6 protein-coding genes are annotated in these 19,044 nt (G+C 57.5%); all 6 read left to right on the top strand.

The genetic code is table 11. The features are described from left to right. Positions 1-206 precede the first annotated feature (206 nt). The 6 genes from ACWHRL_RS05215 (at position 207) to ACWHRL_RS05190 (ending at position 19,016) form a co-directional block, all read left to right on the top strand. Positions 207-3,101, top strand: coding sequence for an SNF2-related protein (locus ACWHRL_RS05215; RefSeq protein ID WP_447895519.1), 2,895 nt, complete (start codon positions 207-209; stop codon positions 3,099-3,101). A 94-nt stretch (positions 3,102-3,195) separates the two neighbouring features. Continuing rightward, complete coding sequence (locus tag ACWHRL_RS05210) at positions 3,196-8,229, top strand: hypothetical protein (protein WP_447895517.1); 5,034 nt, start codon at positions 3,196-3,198, stop codon at positions 8,227-8,229. Between the two features lie 125 nt (positions 8,230-8,354). Continuing rightward, a complete protein-coding gene (locus ACWHRL_RS05205; RefSeq protein WP_447895516.1) occupies positions 8,355-10,319 on the top strand; it encodes a hypothetical protein in 1,965 nt (654 codons plus the stop codon). Next, positions 10,319-11,044 (top strand): OmpA/MotB family protein, encoded by a 726-nt coding sequence (locus tag ACWHRL_RS05200; RefSeq protein ID WP_447895514.1) that lies wholly within the window; start codon positions 10,319-10,321, stop codon positions 11,042-11,044. The genes ACWHRL_RS05205 and ACWHRL_RS05200 overlap by 1 nt, the downstream gene beginning before the upstream one ends. Continuing rightward, positions 11,041-12,219 carry a hypothetical protein gene (locus ACWHRL_RS05195; RefSeq protein WP_447895513.1) on the top strand — a complete coding sequence of 393 codons (1,179 nt, stop codon included), beginning with the start codon at positions 11,041-11,043 and terminating at the stop codon, positions 12,217-12,219. The genes ACWHRL_RS05200 and ACWHRL_RS05195 overlap by 4 nt, the downstream gene beginning before the upstream one ends. A 98-nt stretch (positions 12,220-12,317) precedes the next feature. Beyond that, the gene (locus ACWHRL_RS05190; protein ID WP_447895512.1) at positions 12,318-19,016 is read left to right on the top strand and encodes a DEAD/DEAH box helicase; all 6,699 of its coding nucleotides are present in this window, start codon (positions 12,318-12,320) and stop codon (positions 19,014-19,016) included. Positions 19,017-19,044: the final 28 nt, after the last annotated feature.

The following is a 19,044-nucleotide window of genomic DNA, read 5'->3' as shown; positions in this document are numbered from 1 at the left end:
AAACCACCAGCACATAATGCTTCACCAAGGATCCTGAATTCAGTCAGAATCCTGCTCATGGCCTCATCACCGAGTAGCGATCACTAATGCGACTTTGCTAACATGCTGGCGTCCAGACATTAAGCATTTATTCCGCAATCATTCAGGTTGCATCAAGGGTCTTATCACTGTTGTGGCTGGGCCCCGGTTAGCAAGGAATCCAAGCCATGAGCCAGCCCCAGTATGCACCAGGTATGCGCCTGGAAATTCGAGATGCCGAATGGCGTCTTTTTCGTCTGGATCATTCAAGCAATGGTGGTTATGTCCTGCATTGTACGGGACTATCGGAGCTGGTGCGCGGGCATGAAGCCAGCTTCCTGACGCGATTGGAAACCAGCATTCGCGTGCTAGCCCCTGAAAAAACGGCCTTGGTAGATGACCTTTCACCAGGCTTTAGAGCCGGTCTGCTCAATCTCGATACTCAGTTACGCGCTACAGCGCCAGCCGATGACGCTGTTCAGCTTGGGCACATGGGTGCAATGGATACCCTCGACTTTCAGCTCGAGCCAACACGGCAGGCGTTACGTCAGCCACGTCAGCGCATTCTGATTGCCGATGCAGTAGGCCTTGGCAAAACACTGGAAGCGGGCATTCTCACCAGTGAGCTAATTCATCGAGGCCGTGGTAAGCGTATTCTGGTGCTAGCAGTAAAATCCATGCTGGCCCAGTTCCAGCAGGAGTTCTGGAACCGCTTTACCATCCCACTGACCCGACTGGATTCCGTAGGCCTTGCGCGTGCGCGACGCAACATTCCCAGCAATCACAACCCGTTTCATTATTACGATCGCGCAATCGTCTCCATCGATACGCTCAAACAGGATCTCGAGTACCGACATTATCTCGAGCAGGCTTACTGGGACATCATCATCATTGATGAAGCACATAACGTTGCCGAGCGCGGCAGCCACTCCCAGCGCGCCCGTCTTGCCAAGTTGCTGGCTACACGCTCCGATACGCTAATCATGCTCTCGGCCACGCCACACGACGGCAAGGCAGAAAGCTTCGCCAGTCTTGTTAACATGCTGGACCCCACCGCCATTGCCGATGCCTCTCACTACGCGCATGAGGATTTTCGCGATAAAGGTTTGGTCATCCGCCGCTTCAAGAAGGATGTTCGGGATCAGCTGGGCGACTTCCCTGATCGGGAGATCGACAAGCACTACGCCAAAGCAAGCGCTTTGGAAGAGCGTGCCTATGACCTGCTGATGGAAACCCCGTTCCAGAGCCTGGATGGTCGTGGCCGACAGGGGCTTTTCCGTACCACGCTGGAAAAGGCGCTATTTTCGAGCCCTAGCGCCTGTTTGAGCATTCTAACCAACCGGCTCAAGGCACTAGCCAAGCGAGAGCAGTCGGCAGAGCGCGATACCGATATCGAGAATCTCGAGACGCTTCGCGATGTTATTTCGGACGTCACGCCTGACAGCTTTGGCAAGTACCAGGCCCTGTGCGAGCTGATCGGGAGTAAAGCGGGCCAAGGCGGGCTCGGCTGGAGCCGCGCCGAAGACGATCGTTTGGTCATTTTTACCGAAAGCCTCAAGACCCTGGACTTTCTGCGCGCGCACATCGAGCGTGACTGCGGCCTGAAAGCCAAGCAGATCGGTGTGCTCAAGGGCACCGACAGTGATAAAGATCTAATGACCACCGTCGAAGATTTCAATCGTTCCGATAGCCCTCTGCGTCTGTTGCTGTGCTCTGATGTCGCTTCCGAAGGGATCAACTTACACCACCTCGCCTACCGCATGGTGCACTTCGATATTCCCTGGTCGCTGATGGTCTTCCAGCAGCGCAACGGGCGTATTGACCGTTACGGCCAGCGTCATACCCCGCAAATCCGCTATCTGCTCACCGATAGCGACAATGCCCGGGTACGCGGCGACCAGCGCGTACTGGAGGTGCTGATTGACAAGGACGACCAGGCCAGTCGCAATATTGGTGATCCTTCGGAGTTCACCACCGGCCTGACCCAGCAGGAGCAAGAAGACAAGATCGCCGAAGTCATGGCGGCCGACACTACCACCGATGACGGGCAGAGCCTGTTCGATGGCCTATTTGATCTCGACGCGCCGATGGAAGATACCCTAGCTCAGTTCACACCCGAGCCCATGGCATCGGCACCAATCAGCCGCCCGCGTGGTTTGTATGCCGACACACTGCACTGGGCCGACCATGCTCTACGCTGGCTGGACGCCGAACTGCGTGAGATCGGTCAGTCGTTACAGATGCAGGTCGATCGAGCGGCACGGCGCGTCGAACTCACCGCGCCATCGGACCTCCGCCAGCAACTCAAGTGGCTGCCGCGCGAAATTCGCCCGGCCCATGACCGCTTCATTCTCAGCGATGACGTGAGCGCCCTCAAACAGCACTTCGAACAGGCCCGCCAAGAAGATAGCCCTTGGCCCAGCGTTCAGTACCTGTGGCCGCTACATCCAGTCATGCAGTGGCTACGTCAGCGAGTGCTCAATGCGTTCGGGCGCCATAGCGCGCCGGTGATTCGTGCACCTTCGCTGCTGGCCGAGGACGAAGCGCTTTATGTATTGCATGGGGGTTATCCTAATAAGCGCGGTCAAAGCCTGATGGAAGCCTGGGTCGTCGTGCCCGCCAGCCGTCTTGACGGTCAATGGCAGGCTGGCAGCCCGGAGGCGCTGGAAGATACTCTGGCCCGTTTCACGCTGAACCCTGAAGCGCTTCCAAACCCCGGTGTGCAAGGTGATACCCATGCCTTGGCCGCCGCATTACCGGCAGTCGTCGAGCGCACTCGCACGCGCCTCAAAGCCCTACGTCAGAATCGTGAGAGCGAGCTGAATGAGCGGCTCAACGTGCAGATGCACGCCATGGACAACCTCAAGAAGCGCCATCAACGCCAGCTTGATCTGACACTGGAAGGTAGCCGAGAAGCTCATGCTCGCAAGCAACACCGGCGCAACGAAGCCGAGTCGCATATCGAACGAGTCTTCAGTGACTATCTCGCCTGGCTGGAAGACACCCAGGAATTGGAAGCCCTGCCCTTTATTCAGGTAGCGGCGGTCATCACCGGCGAGCCGGCCGTGCGGATTCAGCAATAAAGGTTAGCTGCTATCGATTGTCAGCTGGCTCTTTGTCATTCGCCTCTATTAAAGCGCCCGCCCATAGCGTCGGGCACAAGGCAAGGAAAGCACCATGGCCTACGCCGGGATTACCAACGAGAACGAGTTCTATAGCGAGCACTACCTCGCCGACATCTTCGAATCCAATATCTCCGAGGTGCTGGAGCGCTGGAAGCAGCGGGCAAGCGAAGGCGACCATGACGCGCCCTGGGCCGCGCTGCGCCGCATTGGCTACGCCCACCTGCGCGAAATCGAAAAACTCGAAGGTCAGCGTGCCGTCGAGCCCGCTGAACGCGTCGAGGCGTCTCGCGCGCTGACGGCACCGCTATTGTCGATCCTCGGCTATCAAGCCACACCCCGGCGTCATCTGCTGTCGGACGACCGCGAAATCCCGTTATTGGCTGAACTCAACACCGCCGACGGACACCCGCACCTGTGGGTGATCGAGGCACTATCGCTGGACGCGCCAGAAGGCGATCCACTAGAGGCCCAGCCGCACTCTGCGCAGTACCGAACGACTGTAGAAGGCCGCGATGAGACGCCGCTACCGCAGGCCATGCAAAAACGCCTCGCTGATGGCAAAGCCAACTGGCAGGCGCTGATCTCCCGCGATATTTTTACCCTTGAGCGCCCGCCGCGCTGGGTGCTGCTGGCATCGCCGCGGCAATGGGTTCTGATTGATCGCGCCCGTTTCGCCCGCGCCCAACTGCTACGTTTTGACTGGGTGGAACTACTGGGTCGCCGTGAAGATTCGGCGCTTAAGGCCGCCAGCGTATTGCTTTCCCGCGAGGCCATCAGCGAAGAGAGCGGCCAGAGCCTGCTGGATACCCTCGACGAGAATGCCCACAAGCACGCCTATGGCGTCAGCGAAGACCTCAAGTACGCCCTGCGTGAATGTATCGAGTTGCTGGGCAACGAGGCCGCGCGTCAGCTGATCGATAAGGCCCGCACCCACAAGAAAGGTATCTATTCCGGTGCTAACGAGCTGGATCCTGAGGCGCTGTCGCGGGAATGTCTGCGCGTGATGTATCGCTTGTTGTTCTTGTTCTATATCGAGGCCCGCCCGGAGCTAAACTATGCGCCGGTTAGAAATGCCATCTACCTCAATGGCTACTCGCTGGAGCGCCTGCGCGAGCTGGAGCTCACCCCGCTGACCAGCGAGCGCGAGCGCCAAGGCAGCTATCTGCATCACTCCATTATTCAGTTGTTTACCCTGGTCTACGAAGGAGTCAGCGCCGGGCAGCAGATGGACATGGGCCTGCGCTCCGGCGCCTCGGCGTTCGAGATGAGCCCGCTACGCTCGCATCTGTTTGAGCCGGAGCGCACGCCGCTGCTCAATCAGGTCACCTTTCCCAACTACCTGTGGCAGCGCATCATCGAACTGATGTCCCTCTCGCGGGCCGGCGGGCGTGGAAAACGTCGTGGCCGTATCAGCTATGCACGCTTGGGCATCAACCAGCTAGGCGCGGTCTACGAGGCGCTGCTCTCCTACCGGGGCTTCTTCGCCACCGATACCCTTTACGAGGTTAAGCGCGCCGGCGAAGCTGACCCGAATGTGCTGGAAACCGGTTACTTCGTGCCCGAGCACGAGCTGCACCACTACGCCGAGAACGAGCGTGTCATGGTGCGCAATGAACATGGCGAGCAGCAGCACAAGCGCCACGAACGGGGCAGCTTCCTTTATCGTTTGGCCGGGCGAGATCGTGAAAAAAGCGCCTCCTACTACACACCAGAGGTTCTGACCCGCTCGCTGGTCAAATACGCCCTGAAGGAACTTTACCGCGAGCAGCTCGACCCGCTGCCCGACGATGCCGCCCGGGCGCATCATATCCTTAGCCTGACGCTCTGTGAGCCGGCCATGGGCAGCGCCGCCTTCTTGAATGAAGCCATCGACCAGTTGGCCGACAAATACCTGGCACTGGCCCAGAGCGCGGGGCTGGCCCATACTGGCGAGCCAGTGGATACCAAAGGAGCGCCCGCTACTGTCGATGAGCACCGTATTCCCCAAGCCGAATACGCCGCTCATAAGCAGCGTGTGAAGATGTATCTGGCCGACCACTGCGTCTTCGGCGTCGACTTGAACCCCATTGCCGTCGAGTTGGCCGAGGTTTCTCTGTGGCTGGCCGCTTTATCCGATGACCGCTTCGTGCCCTGGTTTGGCTTTCAGCTGCACACCGGTAACTCGCTGATCGGGGCGCGGCGCGAGGTCTATCCGTCCAGCGCCCTGCCCCTCAAGGCTACCAATACCGCCAGTTGGCTGAAGACAGCTCCCAAAGCCGTGCCTTTCAATCTCGACGCTACAGCCAACGCCAAACACGTTGAGGGCAATGAAGAAAAGAGCACGCCCACCGGTATCTGGCATTTTCTACTACCGTTTGATGGCATGGCCGCCTACGACGACAAGGTGGCCAAGAAACTCTTCGCCGAACCAATCAAGACCCTGAAAACCTGGCGCAAGAATTTTACTGCGCCGTTTGAGCGCGACGAGATCACCCGTCTCGAACGCTTAAGCCAGCAGGTCAGTGCCCTGTGGGACGAGCACGCCCGCGAGCTGCATCGCCTGCGTGATAACACCTCGGACCCCTACGCCATCTACGGCCTACCGGCGCATGGCCGCCAGACCAGCCTGGCCGACAAGGACGCCGCTCACGGTGCCATTCGCCGTCCGGAGCAAAACAACGCTCCCGCCTACCAGCGCTTAAAGCTGGCAATGGATTACTGGTGCGCGCTGTGGTTTTGGCCATTGGACGAGCACGAAGAATTACCCTCCCGTGCCGAATGGTTATTCGATCTGGAAACTCTGCTCGCCGGTGACACCTTGGGGAGCGGGCCGGGTGATACCACGCCGGATCTCTTTACCACCAATATCGCCGTCGCCGAGCCGAACGGCGCATATGACGTCGAGCAGGAGGGTCGTGCGTTTGTCGACCGCTTCGGGGTTGTCAATCGCAAGTTGCTCTTTCAGGTGTGCCCGCGCTTCGCCATGGCGGCCAAGATCGCCGAGCGCGAACGCTTCTTCCATTGGGAACTGGAGTTTGCCGATCTCTTCGCCGGCCTGCACAACGGCCGAAAGGGCTTTGACCTGATTCTGGGGAATCCACCCTGGCTCAAGGTGGAATGGGAAGAAGGCGGCGTGCTGGGCGACCACCAGCCGCGCTTTGTGCTGCAAAAGTTCTCGGCCAGCAAGCTCAACGAGCTACGAGAAGAGGCCATGCACGATCAGCCCGGCCTACGCGAGGCCTGGCAGGCAGCGTACCAGCAATCTGAAGGCACCCAAGCGTTTCTGAATCACATCAGCAACTATCCGCTACTCAAGGGTGTGCAGACCAACCTCTACAAGTGCTTTTTACCGACGGCTTGGCGCTTGGGTAATCAACAAGCTGTATCGGGGTTTCTACACCCCGAAGGCATCTATGATGATCCCAAGGGAGGGCCGCTGCGTGAAGCGGCATATCCACGACTACGAGCACATTTTCAGTTTTATAATGCTTTTTTTCTTTTCTCTGAAGTACACGATCAGACGCGCTTTAGCATTAACATTTACGGTTCTAGTACTGACCAAATAACTATTGATCACATGGCGAACCTTTTCACAACTAGCACAATCGATCAAAGCTACATGGATAGTGTAGGGGCAGGTGAATTACCGGGATTAAAAGATGAAGTTGAAGAAAACGGTCGCACTCGTATTACCTGGAATATTACTGGACATCGCGATCGTCTGTTGAGGATTGATAACGAGACTCTTGGACTGTTCGCCAAGCTTTATGATAATGAAGGCACACCGGCATTGCAGGCTCGCTTGCCGGCGCTCCATGCGAGTCAGCTTCGCGAGGTATTGGAATGTTTCGCACGCCAACCCAAACGGCTTGGCGACTTAGCTAGCGAGTACGTCTCGTTAGAGATGTGGCACGAGACCAATGCTCAAAAAGACGGCACCATGCGCCGAGAGACCCAATTTCCAGCGTCAAGCGAAGAATGGATTCTCAGCGGCCCGCATTTTTTTGTCGGTAGTCCTTTTTACAAGACGCCGCGCGCAATCTGTACTGGCAACAGCCACTACGACGTGCTTGACCTCACTACCCTACCGGATGGCTACCTGCCACGTACCAACTACGTACCGGCCTGTGATCCCGATACCTACGCCGCGCGCACGCCGCGGGTCAGCTGGGTAGAGGAAGGCGAAATCGAGCCTAGGAAGGTGACGGCGTATTATCGGTTTGTGAACCGGGAAATGATTGGTCCATCCTCAGAAAGAACACTGATTCCGACTGTAATCCCGCCCGGAACGGCACACATCAATACATGCTTGGCAACCGCCTTTAAAAACAATCAACACCTGATGGATACGCTAAGCATGGCGCTTTCCATTTGCCTTGATTATCGCGTGAAAAGCACAGGTATGGGCCATGCCAATACTACGCTAATCAACCAGTTGCCAATACTTTCAAACGATCACTATCGCAATACGTTACATGTACGTGTCGCAAGCCTGACAGCGCTCACCACTCACTACGCAGATCTCTGGTCAGAGGTGTTTGAGCCGACCTTCAACCAACAACGCTGGGCCAGCCAGAGCCCAATGCTGGATCACGATTTCTTCAAGAAGCTCACCCCCGAGTGGCAACGCGACTGCGCGCTGCGCTTTGACTATGCCCGCCGTCAAGCGCTGGTGGAAATTGATGTGCTGGTCGCACGCGCGCTGGGTATGACGCTGGAGCAGTTGATCACCATCTACCGCGTGCAGTTCTCGGTAATGCGCCAGAACGAGGCGGATACCTGGTACGACGCCAAGGGCCGAATCGTGTTTACCCCCAGCATGGGGCTGGTGGGTGTGGGGCTGCCGCGCAGGGTCCGCCGCGCGGATCTCAATGAGGGTATTCACTACTCCATCGAGTCCCCGACGCGCACCGAGTACGGCATTGCGCTGGGCTGGGAGGATATTCAGTCGATGGAAGAAGGTGTAGTACGCAAAACGTACATGGACGACACCCTGCCCGGCGGCCCCTTTGAGACCACGGTAGAATACCTCGCGCCCTTTACCCGGCCGGACCGCGAGGCGGACTACCGCGAAGCCTGGACATTTTTTGCCGCACAGGACGGATAATCCGCCAGGCTGGTTAATCCGAAAAACAGAAGTGGGCAGGGGTTCGCCTCAGCGCAAGCGACAGCACGATAGCCACTAAATAATTTTATCAACGGGTTCATAGAAATCCGCAGGGAGCCAACCCCATGATCGAACTGATTTCCAGCCAGCTAGAGGCGCTGCTATACGGCATTAATGCCGATAGCATCACCGGCCTTTTCTGCTGGGCCATTCTGCTGATCAGCGTGATAGCTCTTTACTGCTACAAGCAGGACAAGGCACGCAGCTTTACCCACTACACCCCCAACCTGCTCACCTCGCTGGGGATGCTGGGGACGTTTATCGGTATCGTCATCGGCCTGCTGCACTTCGATAGCGCGGATATCCAAGGGAGTATTCCGCTGCTGCTCGATGGCCTGAAAACCGCGTTCATGACCAGCCTGTTCGGCATGGCACTGGCCATGGTTTACAAAGTGGTTAGCGGCTTGAAATTCATGCAGCCGAAAAACAACGTGCCCAGTGGCCCAAAGGAAATCGGCCCGGAGCATATCCATCAGTTGCTCAGTGAGCAGAACGACAACCTGGCCAAACTTCACCAGGCTATCGCCGGCGATGACAGCGACACCCTGACAGGGCAGATTCGCTTGATGCGCCAGCATCAGGATGACAACCACAAATCGTTGGTACGCGAGGTGGAACGCCAATCCAGCGCCGCCGAGGCGCTTGGCACCCATGCCGAGGCTCAACGCGAACGTTTTGATACCTTCGCTCGCGAACTTAGCGAGCAGATGCACGACTTCGCCGAGATGATGTCGAAGTCCGCGACCGAGCAAGTGATCGAGGCGCTCAAGCAAGTTATCCAGGACTTCAATCAGAAGCTGACGGAGCAGTTCGGCAAGAACTTTGAAGAATTGAATGATGCGGTCAAGGCCATGGTGGAATGGCAGGAAAACTATCGCCAGCAGCTGGGCGAAATGCGCGACCAGTACGCCCAGGGTGTTACTGCAATTAGCGACACCGAAAAGAGCGTCGCCAATATCAGTACCAGCGCTAGCGCCATTCCGGAGACGATGGCGGGGCTGGAGACCCTGCTGACCGCGACCCAACGGCAACTGGCGGATCTTGAGGGCCATTTGGCCGCCTTCGCCGAGATGCGTGATAAGGCCGTCGAGGCCGTGCCGGAAATCAACGCCCAAGTCGAGAAGACCGTCGGCGATATTTCCCAGGCAGCCCTTACCGCTGCCACTAATCTGGTCAGCGGTGGTGAAGAGCTCAAGAAGGAACTGGTTGACGGTACCGCCAAAATTAATGCCGAGATGATTGAAGGCGCATCCGGTTTGAATGAGCGCTACAACAGCGTTCACCAGTCCCTGCAAGGCACCTCTGATCACCTTGCCACCCAAGCCGAGCAGATCGCGGGGCAGTTCCGTGATGCCCATGAATCCGTTAATGCCCAGGTACGTGACCTGGTCGAGCGTCTCTCCGGTCACAGTGAGCAGATGAGCACCCGCCTGACCGAGGGCAACGAACGCATCGCCAGTCAGCTGGATGATCAGCATCGCCAATCGGCTGAGCGCTTCGAAACCCTGCTCAGCACGCTCGAAAAAAATGCGACGCAGCTCAACGAAGGCGCCGAACGCCTGAGCGAAACGCATCGCAAGGGCGTCGAGAGCGCCGAACAGCAGGTGAAGACACTCATTGACCAGCTTGGCCAACAATCCACACAGCTGACCCGCCAACTGGGCGAGGCCGACGAAGAGACGCAAAGCCATCTTCGTCAGAGCCACATCCAAGCCAGTGAACAACTCGAAAGTTTGCAGTCACAGCATCGCAAGGCATTGGAAGAGGCCTCGCAGCAGTATCAGAACCAGCTCAACGCCGCGTATCAGCAGGTGGAAGCCACCATGCAGCAAGCCGTGCAACGAACCAGTGATCACGTCAATGCGCAAATGGAGCGCCTTGATGAAAGCATGCAGCAGGAACTTCAGCGCGTGATGTCCGAGATGGGTAATGCGCTAGGCACCATCAGTGGCCGATTCACTAACGACTATCAGAAGCTGACGGCCGAGATGCAGAAAATCGTGCAGGCCTCACAGTCAGGAGGCCACTAATGAGCCGTATGGACGCTCTTTTCGGCCGTGGTAGCGCGGCTGGCAACGAAGAAGAGCACCATTGGCTCAGTGTCTCTGACCTGATGGCCGGGCTCATGATGGTCTTTTTGCTCATCTCCATCGCCCTGATGCAGAATGCCCTAGAGGAAAGGGACCGTGTTACTCAGGTGGCCGAGGCTTATCAAGCTACTCAGATTGCTATCTTCCAAGCACTGCTTGAAGAGTTCGATGACGACCTTCCCCGCTGGCAGGCCGAGATCGACCCCGAGACCCTAGCGCTGACGTTCAAATCGCCGGAGGTGCTGTTCGCAACGGGTTCGGCTCGCCTGCGTACTCGTTTCGAGCAAATACTCAGCGACTTCTATCCACGTTATCTGAAGGTCCTGGCCCCATTCAGGGACGTAATCGACGAGATTCGCATCGAGGGCCACACCTCCAGTCAGTGGAATGACCAGATCAGCGCTGACGACGCTTACTTTCTCAATATGCAGCTATCCCAGGACCGTACCCGCTCGGTACTCAGCTATCTCTACGGGCTACCCGATACTCAGAATGACAAGGCTTGGGTGAAGAAAACCACGGCCGCCGTGGGTTTCTCCTCCGCGCACCCGGTATTAGATGACGCTGGAGCCGAAGATGGCGAGCGCTCCCGGCGCGTCAGCTTTCGTATCATGACCAATGCCGAAAGCCAGATTCGCGAGATCCTCGATGAGGTTGATCAATGAGGATCTCCCTCGATCTAAGCGCCCTCCAAGCGGCTGTTCAGCAAATGGGCGGGCCGATCGATATCGCGCCCCTGGATTTCAAGTCCGCCAGCCCGCCGTTGGTGCGCAAGGAGATCAGGGTCGATACCACACCGCCGCCGGAGATTGAAATTCCGGAAGGTGGCATGGAGCTGGTCAGCCTGGACGTGCTCGACACCCCAGGTGATCTGTTGAGCTATCAGGGTCAGCAAGTATTGCTATATATCCAGGATCACAGCTTTAACTTCGAAGAGGTACAGAGAGACAGTACTAAAGGGCGAAAAGTCCACTTATCCTTCTGCCAGACGCTGGAGTCGATGCGTGCCAAGGGTCGTTTCGAACGCTATGTCATCACGCGAGATCATAGCGAGCATTTTCAAATATCCGGACCGACCTATTACGGCAAGACCATCACAGCTATGGCAGCACTCAAGGTCTGCAAATACTGTCTACGCAAGATCAACTACAGGGGGTATGACGTTCCTGGCATATCCTCGGTGTTTCAGGAGTTCTCCTACGTTCACTTCTTCGAGGAACACGAGTCTTTCTTTCCCTATCACCCTCACCGTAAAGCTGGTGAGGAAGAGGGATATAGCGAAGATTGGGAGACAATCTCGCGTCAGTACCGTGAATCTCATGGCTACCGATGTGAGAAGTGTGACGTGGATGCAGGCCAACGCCCTTATCTGATTCATACGCATCACATCAACGGTGTACGCAGCGACAACCGTCAAGCGAATCTCAAGGCACTGTGTGCCGACTGTCACAGCAAAGAGCCAAATCACCACCATCTAACTGTATCGCACCGCGTGCGACAGGAAATTGGCCAGCTTCGCCACCAACAGCAGGTCGCCCGCACGCAAGGCTGGAAAGATGTTTTCCTGTATGGAGACCCGGGTTTAAGTGGCGTACTCCATCACCTGGAATCGCTAAAGGCACCCGTACCCGAGGTGGGTCTGGATATTCAGGACGAACATCAGATGATCGTTGCCAATCTCGAACTGGCGTGGCCTGAAGCTAAAATGGGCATTGTCATCAGCGAGGAAGACGCCGTAGCGGCAAAGGCACAGGGCTGGCGGATCGCCAGTATCGAGACGGCGCGAAGTCGCCCCGGTAATATCGTTTCGGCCCTGAACCGAGTCTATCGGGATGGCTAAAGGATAAGAAGATGGCGACAAACCGTCCGAGGCAACAGATACCGGTCCGCATAACGCGAGCGCTATCCCCTTTCTTCCAGAATTAAAAAAGGACACTTATGTTACCCAGTGTCGTGTCAGATGAACTCGTTCGTGCGCTCAAGGATTTCCTGCGCGCCACTTTTCCTATTAGCACGCCCTACTTCCGAGGCCCACAACGCACGGATGGCGAGGGCGAGAATACCTGGCTGATCGAGCAACTGACCGATAGGCCCGAGACACTGTTCAAGGGGCCTTACCTGTCGCTAGCCCTGCCTTTTCGACGTGGCGAGGGCATCATACCCTTCACCCACGTGAAGCCTGCTTTCCCGCCCTGGAAGCATCAGCAGCAGGCATTTGAACGGCTGTGCGGCAATACAACGACCTCGCCACTGGCTTCGACATTGGTGGCGACCGGCACCGGCTCAGGCAAGACCGAATGTTTCCTGTACCCGTTACTGGAACACTGTGCCCGGGTACGCACAGCTCCGGGTAGTCACGGCAAGAATGGCATCAAGGCACTGATCATCTATCCGATGAATGCGCTGGCCACGGATCAGGCGCGTCGCTTCGCCAAGGAATGCGCGCGCCTGTCACCCAAACTGACCGTAGGCCTGTTTACCGGCGATACCGAAAGCGAGCCCTGCACGGTGATGCGCGAGGATAGCGTGATTACCTGCAAGGACACCCTGCGTCGCTCTCCGCCCGACATCCTGCTTACCAACTACAAGATGCTGGACTACCTGCTGATGCGTCCGCAGGACCAGGCGCTGTGGAAGCACAACGCACCCGGTGTGCTTCGCTATCTGGTGGTCGATGAGCTGCACACCTTCGATGGCGCCCAGGGAACCGACCTCGCCTGCCTGATCCGCCGTCTGCGTGAGCGGCTTGAAATCGGCGATGAACTGGCCTGCGTCGGTACCTCCGCAACGATTGGAGGCGACGATGATGGCGACAGCGGTGACATGTTGGCCTATGCCAGTGACGTCTTCGCCACCTCATTTGATACCGCTTCACTTGTGCGCGAAGACCGTCTCTCGGCCGAGGAGTATTTAGCAGCGACAAAGGCTCGCTTGGGGGCTATTACCTTCCACCACATCCCGCGAACGCCTGGCGAGCTTGCTGCACTGAAAACTCGTGACAGCGACAGCGCCTCTGCGTACCTGGCCACGCTGGCTCGCTACTGGTTCCCTGCGCTGGACACCATTCATGAGGGCGAGTCAGCGGCTTGCGATCCGGAAATTCTGGGTAATCCGGCACATGCTGAGCATGAGCATCATTGTCTCTTGCTGGGCAACGACCTCCGCCGTCATGCCGCATTCCATGATCTGCTGGGCCGCTTGACCACGGTCACTGACACCAATGAACTTGCCCGCGACTGGCAGCGCCGCTTGGGTACGACATTGGATGAAGCAGCACAGCTACTGCAGGGGTTGGTTGCGCTAGTATGCACCGCACGCGATCAGGTGACGGATGCCAGTGGCCGACTATGCACAACGCCGCTGCTGAATGTGCGGGTGCAGCTTTGGCTGCGTGAGTTGTCACGCATGGTCGTGAGCGTGGATCCTCACCCGGCGCTCCTGTTCAGCGATGACGTCAGTGGCGATGCGCTCAGCAACGGGCAGACAGCCCCCGATGCGCCTATTGAAGATAGTGACGAGCACGACCAGAATGCCTCTGCCGCAGATATTGAGAGCACTTCAAGTGGGCTGGCATTGCCGTTGGTGCACTGCCGAGAATGCCATAGCGCTGCCTGGGGAACGCTCAAGGCCGAAGACTCCCCACAGATTAGCGATGACCTTAGCCGTATCTACACGGCTTACTTCGCTAAAGCGCCGGACATAGCGCTGCTCTACCCGCTCAAAGGCGATGAAACCCCACCGCAAGCGACCAAAGGTCAAATTCGCTGGCTGTGCCCGGGCTGCAAGCGTGTAGGTAATGTCGGTCGCGGCAACAGCCAAGAGTGCCCCAACTGCCAACAATCTGGCCGGATAAAGGTATGGATGCCGGTACTGACCGAGACGCGTAAGGAAAAGCTCGTCAGCGCGGTAGACCAATGCCCCTGTTGCCAGGCGCACAATGGCTTGTCGATCGTTGGGTCACGGGCGGCGTCGCTCTCCAGCGTGATGCTTTCACGCCTGTATCAATCCGATTTCAATCATGATCGCAAGGTCATTGCCTTCTCGGACTCGGTGCAGGATGCCGCACATCGCGCCGGTTTCTTCGAGGCGCGCACCTGGAGTCAGTCGTTGCGTCAGGCGTTGATCGGGTGGGCGCGCCAGCAACGCCTGCCAATGGACCTTGACACGCTGGCAGCTGGCTTTGCCAAGCATGAACGCAAGCGGGCCGGCAGTGATGCCGCCTTCGTTGGCCGTTGGCTGCCGCCCAACCTCGACTGGTTACAGGATGCTCGTGAACTGCAGGAGACCGGTACCTTGCCCGCTGGCAGCGAGCTGCCGGGGTTGATCGTCAAGCGGCTCGACTGGGAGGTACGTAGCGAGCTGGGTCTGGGTAGTCGTATTGGCCGAACGCTGGAACGCCAAGGCCTGCTGGGGCTGGGTATCGATAATACGATGCTCGATCTTGCGCTTACTCAACTACGTTATCACTGGCGTGAGCAGCTACCCCACTTAGTAACCATGGCCGATCCGCATTCCCCGGCACTTGAACAATGGTTACTAGGAGTGATGCACCGCATGCGTGTGCGCGGCGCTTTCGTACACCCAGCCATGCGCGAGTTCGTTGCACAAGGCGGCGACAATACATTCATGCTGAATCGCAGCCAGCAGACGCTGTTCCTGCCCAATTACGGTCCGCGTCGCCAGCCGCCAGCCTTCGTCAGTCTAGAGCCTCTGGGCAAATTCATGGATTGTGTGACCGGAGGTAGCCAAGGCAGCGCACGCAGCGCCAGTCACTGGTACCGCCATTGGCTGACCCATCATCTGCCCACCGACAGCCTCAGCAATGCCGGTGATGTGGCCCAAGCCTATCGGCTCGCCTTCGATGCACTGCACCGCGCCGGGCTGCTGGAAGAGCAAAGCCAAAGCCAGGGCCGCAGCATCTGGGGGCTGGCGCCCGCGCATTGGCACGCCAGCACTCATCTGCTACCCCTGCGTTGCAATCAGTGCAGTCAGCGTGTTCAGGTACCCGCGACCAATCTGCCAAGTTGGTTACATATGCACTGCTTACAGCCGCATTGTCAGGGCCAGTTACAAGCAGCACGACCGGTACAATGGAGCTTGGCACCAGCTCGGCATTCCGGCGCTCGCCTCGTCAGTCATGAACATACCGGCCTGTTGGATGCCGATACCCGAGCGCGCGTGGAGCACTCTTTCATCAAGGGCCGTCGGCCTTGGGATATCAATCTGCTTTCGGCAACGCCGACTCTGGAAATGGGTGTCGATATTGGCGATCTTTCCACCGTGTTGCTGTGTTCCACACCGCCCGCTCAGGCCAATTATCTGCAGCGCATCGGACGTGCCGGTCGTCGCGATGGTAATGCCCTGAATCTGACCATCGCCAATGGCGCTCCGCATGATCTCTACTTCTTCTCGAGCCCGCAGGAGATGATGAGTGGCCGCGTCACCACACCGGGCGTCTTCCTCAAGGCTCGCGCGGTGCTGGAGCGCCAGCTGCTGGCCTTCTGTCTGGATGCGTGGATGGCAGAACATGCTCGTAACAACACGCTATCGCCATCGTTACTGCCCGGTCGACTGAGCCAGGTGCTGGATGCGGTGAATCACAAGGCTGAAACCGGTCCGGACAATACGCGCTTTCCGTATACTCTGATCAATTTCATCGAGCAGCAGCATGCCAACCTCTTGCCTCGCTTTTTAGCGCTTTTCCCAGATCTTGCCGAAGAAGATAGCGCGCACCTGGCCCGCCAACTGATGCCTGTCGAGGGAGAGGGTTCTGTTTATCCGGATAGAGGGCTGGCTGACCGTGTGGTAGGGAAGCTGACCGCGCGCGCTGAGCAGCGCCGCGCTTGGAAGTCCGAGATCAATGAATACGATCGAGCCCTGAACCAGCTGCGCGCCCAGCCCGAAGACGAGCAGATACGCAACGAAATCGAAGCTATTGAGGTGGAGCGACAGGGACGGCTTAGCCTACTCAAGCAGTTAAGCCAGCAGCAGACTCTGAACTTCTTCACCGACGAAGGACTTCTGCCCAACTACGCCTTCCCAGAGGAAGGCATGACGCTCAATGGCATGGTGATCCGCCATGTGCGTCAGGCTCAAGGCGCTGCCGGCAAGTCCTATGAGGTAATACATCATGAATTCCAGCGCCCTGCGCAGAGCGCGCTGGTAGAGCTGGCACCACTGAACACTTTTTATGCGCTAGGACGTACCCTGACCATCGATCAGATCAACCTGCATGGTCAGGATATAGAGCACTGGCGCCTGTGTAGTTTGTGCCACTTCAGCACATCTTTGGCGGATGGCGACATTCATGGTAGCTGCCCGCGCTGCGGCAGCCCTCAGTGGGGTGATTCGGCGCAAAAACGCAGCTTGCTGCGACTGAAGGAAGTCACGGCCACGGTGCGCGACAGAGACAGCCGTATCGGTGATGACAGTGATCAACGCCAGCCTGCGTTTTACAACCGTCAGATGCTGGTAGATATCAAGCCAGGCAGCGCAACGCGCGCAATGTGCATTGACGACGCCACCTGTCCCTTCGGCTTTGAATTCATCGCCGATGCGCGCTTTGTGGAGATCAACTTCGGACGCGATGGCCAGCCGGGTGACACCCTAAGTGTTGCAGGCCAAGAGCACATACGCCCAGGATTTACGGTCTGCAGCCATTGCGGCAAGGTGCGTTACAAAGGCCAGAAGGAGAAAGAACAACATACGCCTTGGTGCAAAGTAGCTCGCCATAAGTTGCCCGATTCCGTGGAAAACTTGCATGCCGGGCTATTCCTTTATCGCGAATTACGCTCAGAGGCGTTGCGCCTGTTGCTGCCGCTCTCGGATGTCGCCATGTCAGAACGCGCTCGCCAGTCGCTGATTGCGAGCCTGCACTTGGGGCTCAAACGCTATTTTCGTGGCAGTGTCGATCACTTGCGTCTTACCGAGCAGGAAGTGCCTGCAACTCAGCAACAGCCGGCGCGCCATTATCTGGTGCTTTATGACACTGTGCCCGGGGGAACTGGCTATCTGAAGGAACTGATGCTGGCACCGGAAAAGCTGATGGATATGCTGGCTTTAGCCCATGACCACATGCGCGACTGTGTCTGTCAAGATGAGCCCGACCGCGATGGTTGCTATCGCTGCCTTCTGGCCTATCGCCAAAGCCGACATCTCAAGAACACCTCCCGTGACACTGCACTGACGCTGCTGGACCGAATCATCTCGCGCCGCCACCAACTGGTTGAGACTGAAGGGCTGGAAACGATCGACCTCAATGTACTGGTCGAGAGCGAACTGGAACAACGCTTTATCGACCTACTCGACCAGCCAGCCGAGGGGCGCCACCTTGGACAGGAATTGGTCAATGGCACGCCCGGCTGGCGACTGACGCTGGATGCCGGAAATGGAAGCCCTCTAGTGAGCTGGCAGATTCGCCCCCAACCGATGCTGGGGCCTAGCCAGGGTGTCTCTCGCTCAACCCGCCCTGACTTTCTGTTGTTACCATTGAGTGCACCAACTGGAGCTCAGCCAGTAGCCGTTTATCTGGATGGATATCAGTATCATCGCGAGCAGGTCGGCGATGATGCCGAAAAACGTCAGGCGGTACTGGCTAGTGGCCAGTATCGGGTTTGGTCTCTAACGTGGCGTGATCTGACGGGTACGCCACTTCAGTGCGCCAGTCTCGCAGATATCGAGACCGGAATGTCGCTACTAAAAGTGCTTCAGCAAAAGGCAGACAAGGCTCAAGGCGCTGCAAAAGACGCTCAGCTCGCGCTGCTTAAAACCCTGGCGCCGCTGTCACTGTCCAGTTCGCGCCAGCTCATGAATGGGGCAGCCTTTACCGGGCTCATCGACTATCTGCGTGACCCTGACCTCATGACCCTTGAGTGGCATCGAGCGTGCCTGACCCAGTCCATCGCCTGGCTGGATATGCAAACGCGACAGGACGAAGCACTGCTCAGCCGCTTAAGCCAGGAACTGCACGAGAAACTTCCCGGACCGCTGACCGAGAAGCTATTGGATATCTCGGTTGGACCGCGTCTGCTGGGTGGGGTGCTTAACAGCTTTGACAACAGTCAAGGACGCTGTGAGGTATTGGTTAGCATCCCAATGCAGAAGGTGCAAGCATTAGAAGGACTGCGCGAACATTTACATGTGCATCTTTCACTAGATGATCGCGGCCTTGAAGCCAATCCGAAGGATGAAGACTACTGGCGCCGTTTCTGGCAACAGGCCAACCTGCTCCAGTTTGCACCCAACCTGACGCTCAGCACCGCTGGTGTAGCAGCCGGCGAGGGTCTGCTCGTACCCAGCTGCTGGTGGCCCCCGGTACCAGATACAATATCAGCTCAATTGGACGATGCTTGGCAGCCAATACGTAATGACAGCTTACTGGATGCCCATTGGCTCGAGTCGTTAATTGCACTCGGTGTTCCAGTGCCTCAACTTGGTGAGGACGTTATCGATGAAGCAGGCGAGGCAAGCCTGACACTGGAATTAAGCTGGCCAGAGGAGAAGGTAGCCGTCAGCTTTGATCCACTGCCCGAAGCACTTGCAGACTGGCAGGTAATTCTGTGCGATGACGCCACAGGTCTTCCCAAACACGAAGATGCGCTCGCTCAGCTCGGTAAGTGGCTCACCCTGACTGTCTGACAGCAAATAACACTTATAAGGACTCAGC

The sequence above is a fragment of the Vreelandella sp. GE22 genome, assembly GCF_968212445.1.
The sequence above is the reverse complement of the archived record's forward strand: the minus strand, read 5'-3'. Positions and strand labels throughout refer to the sequence as shown.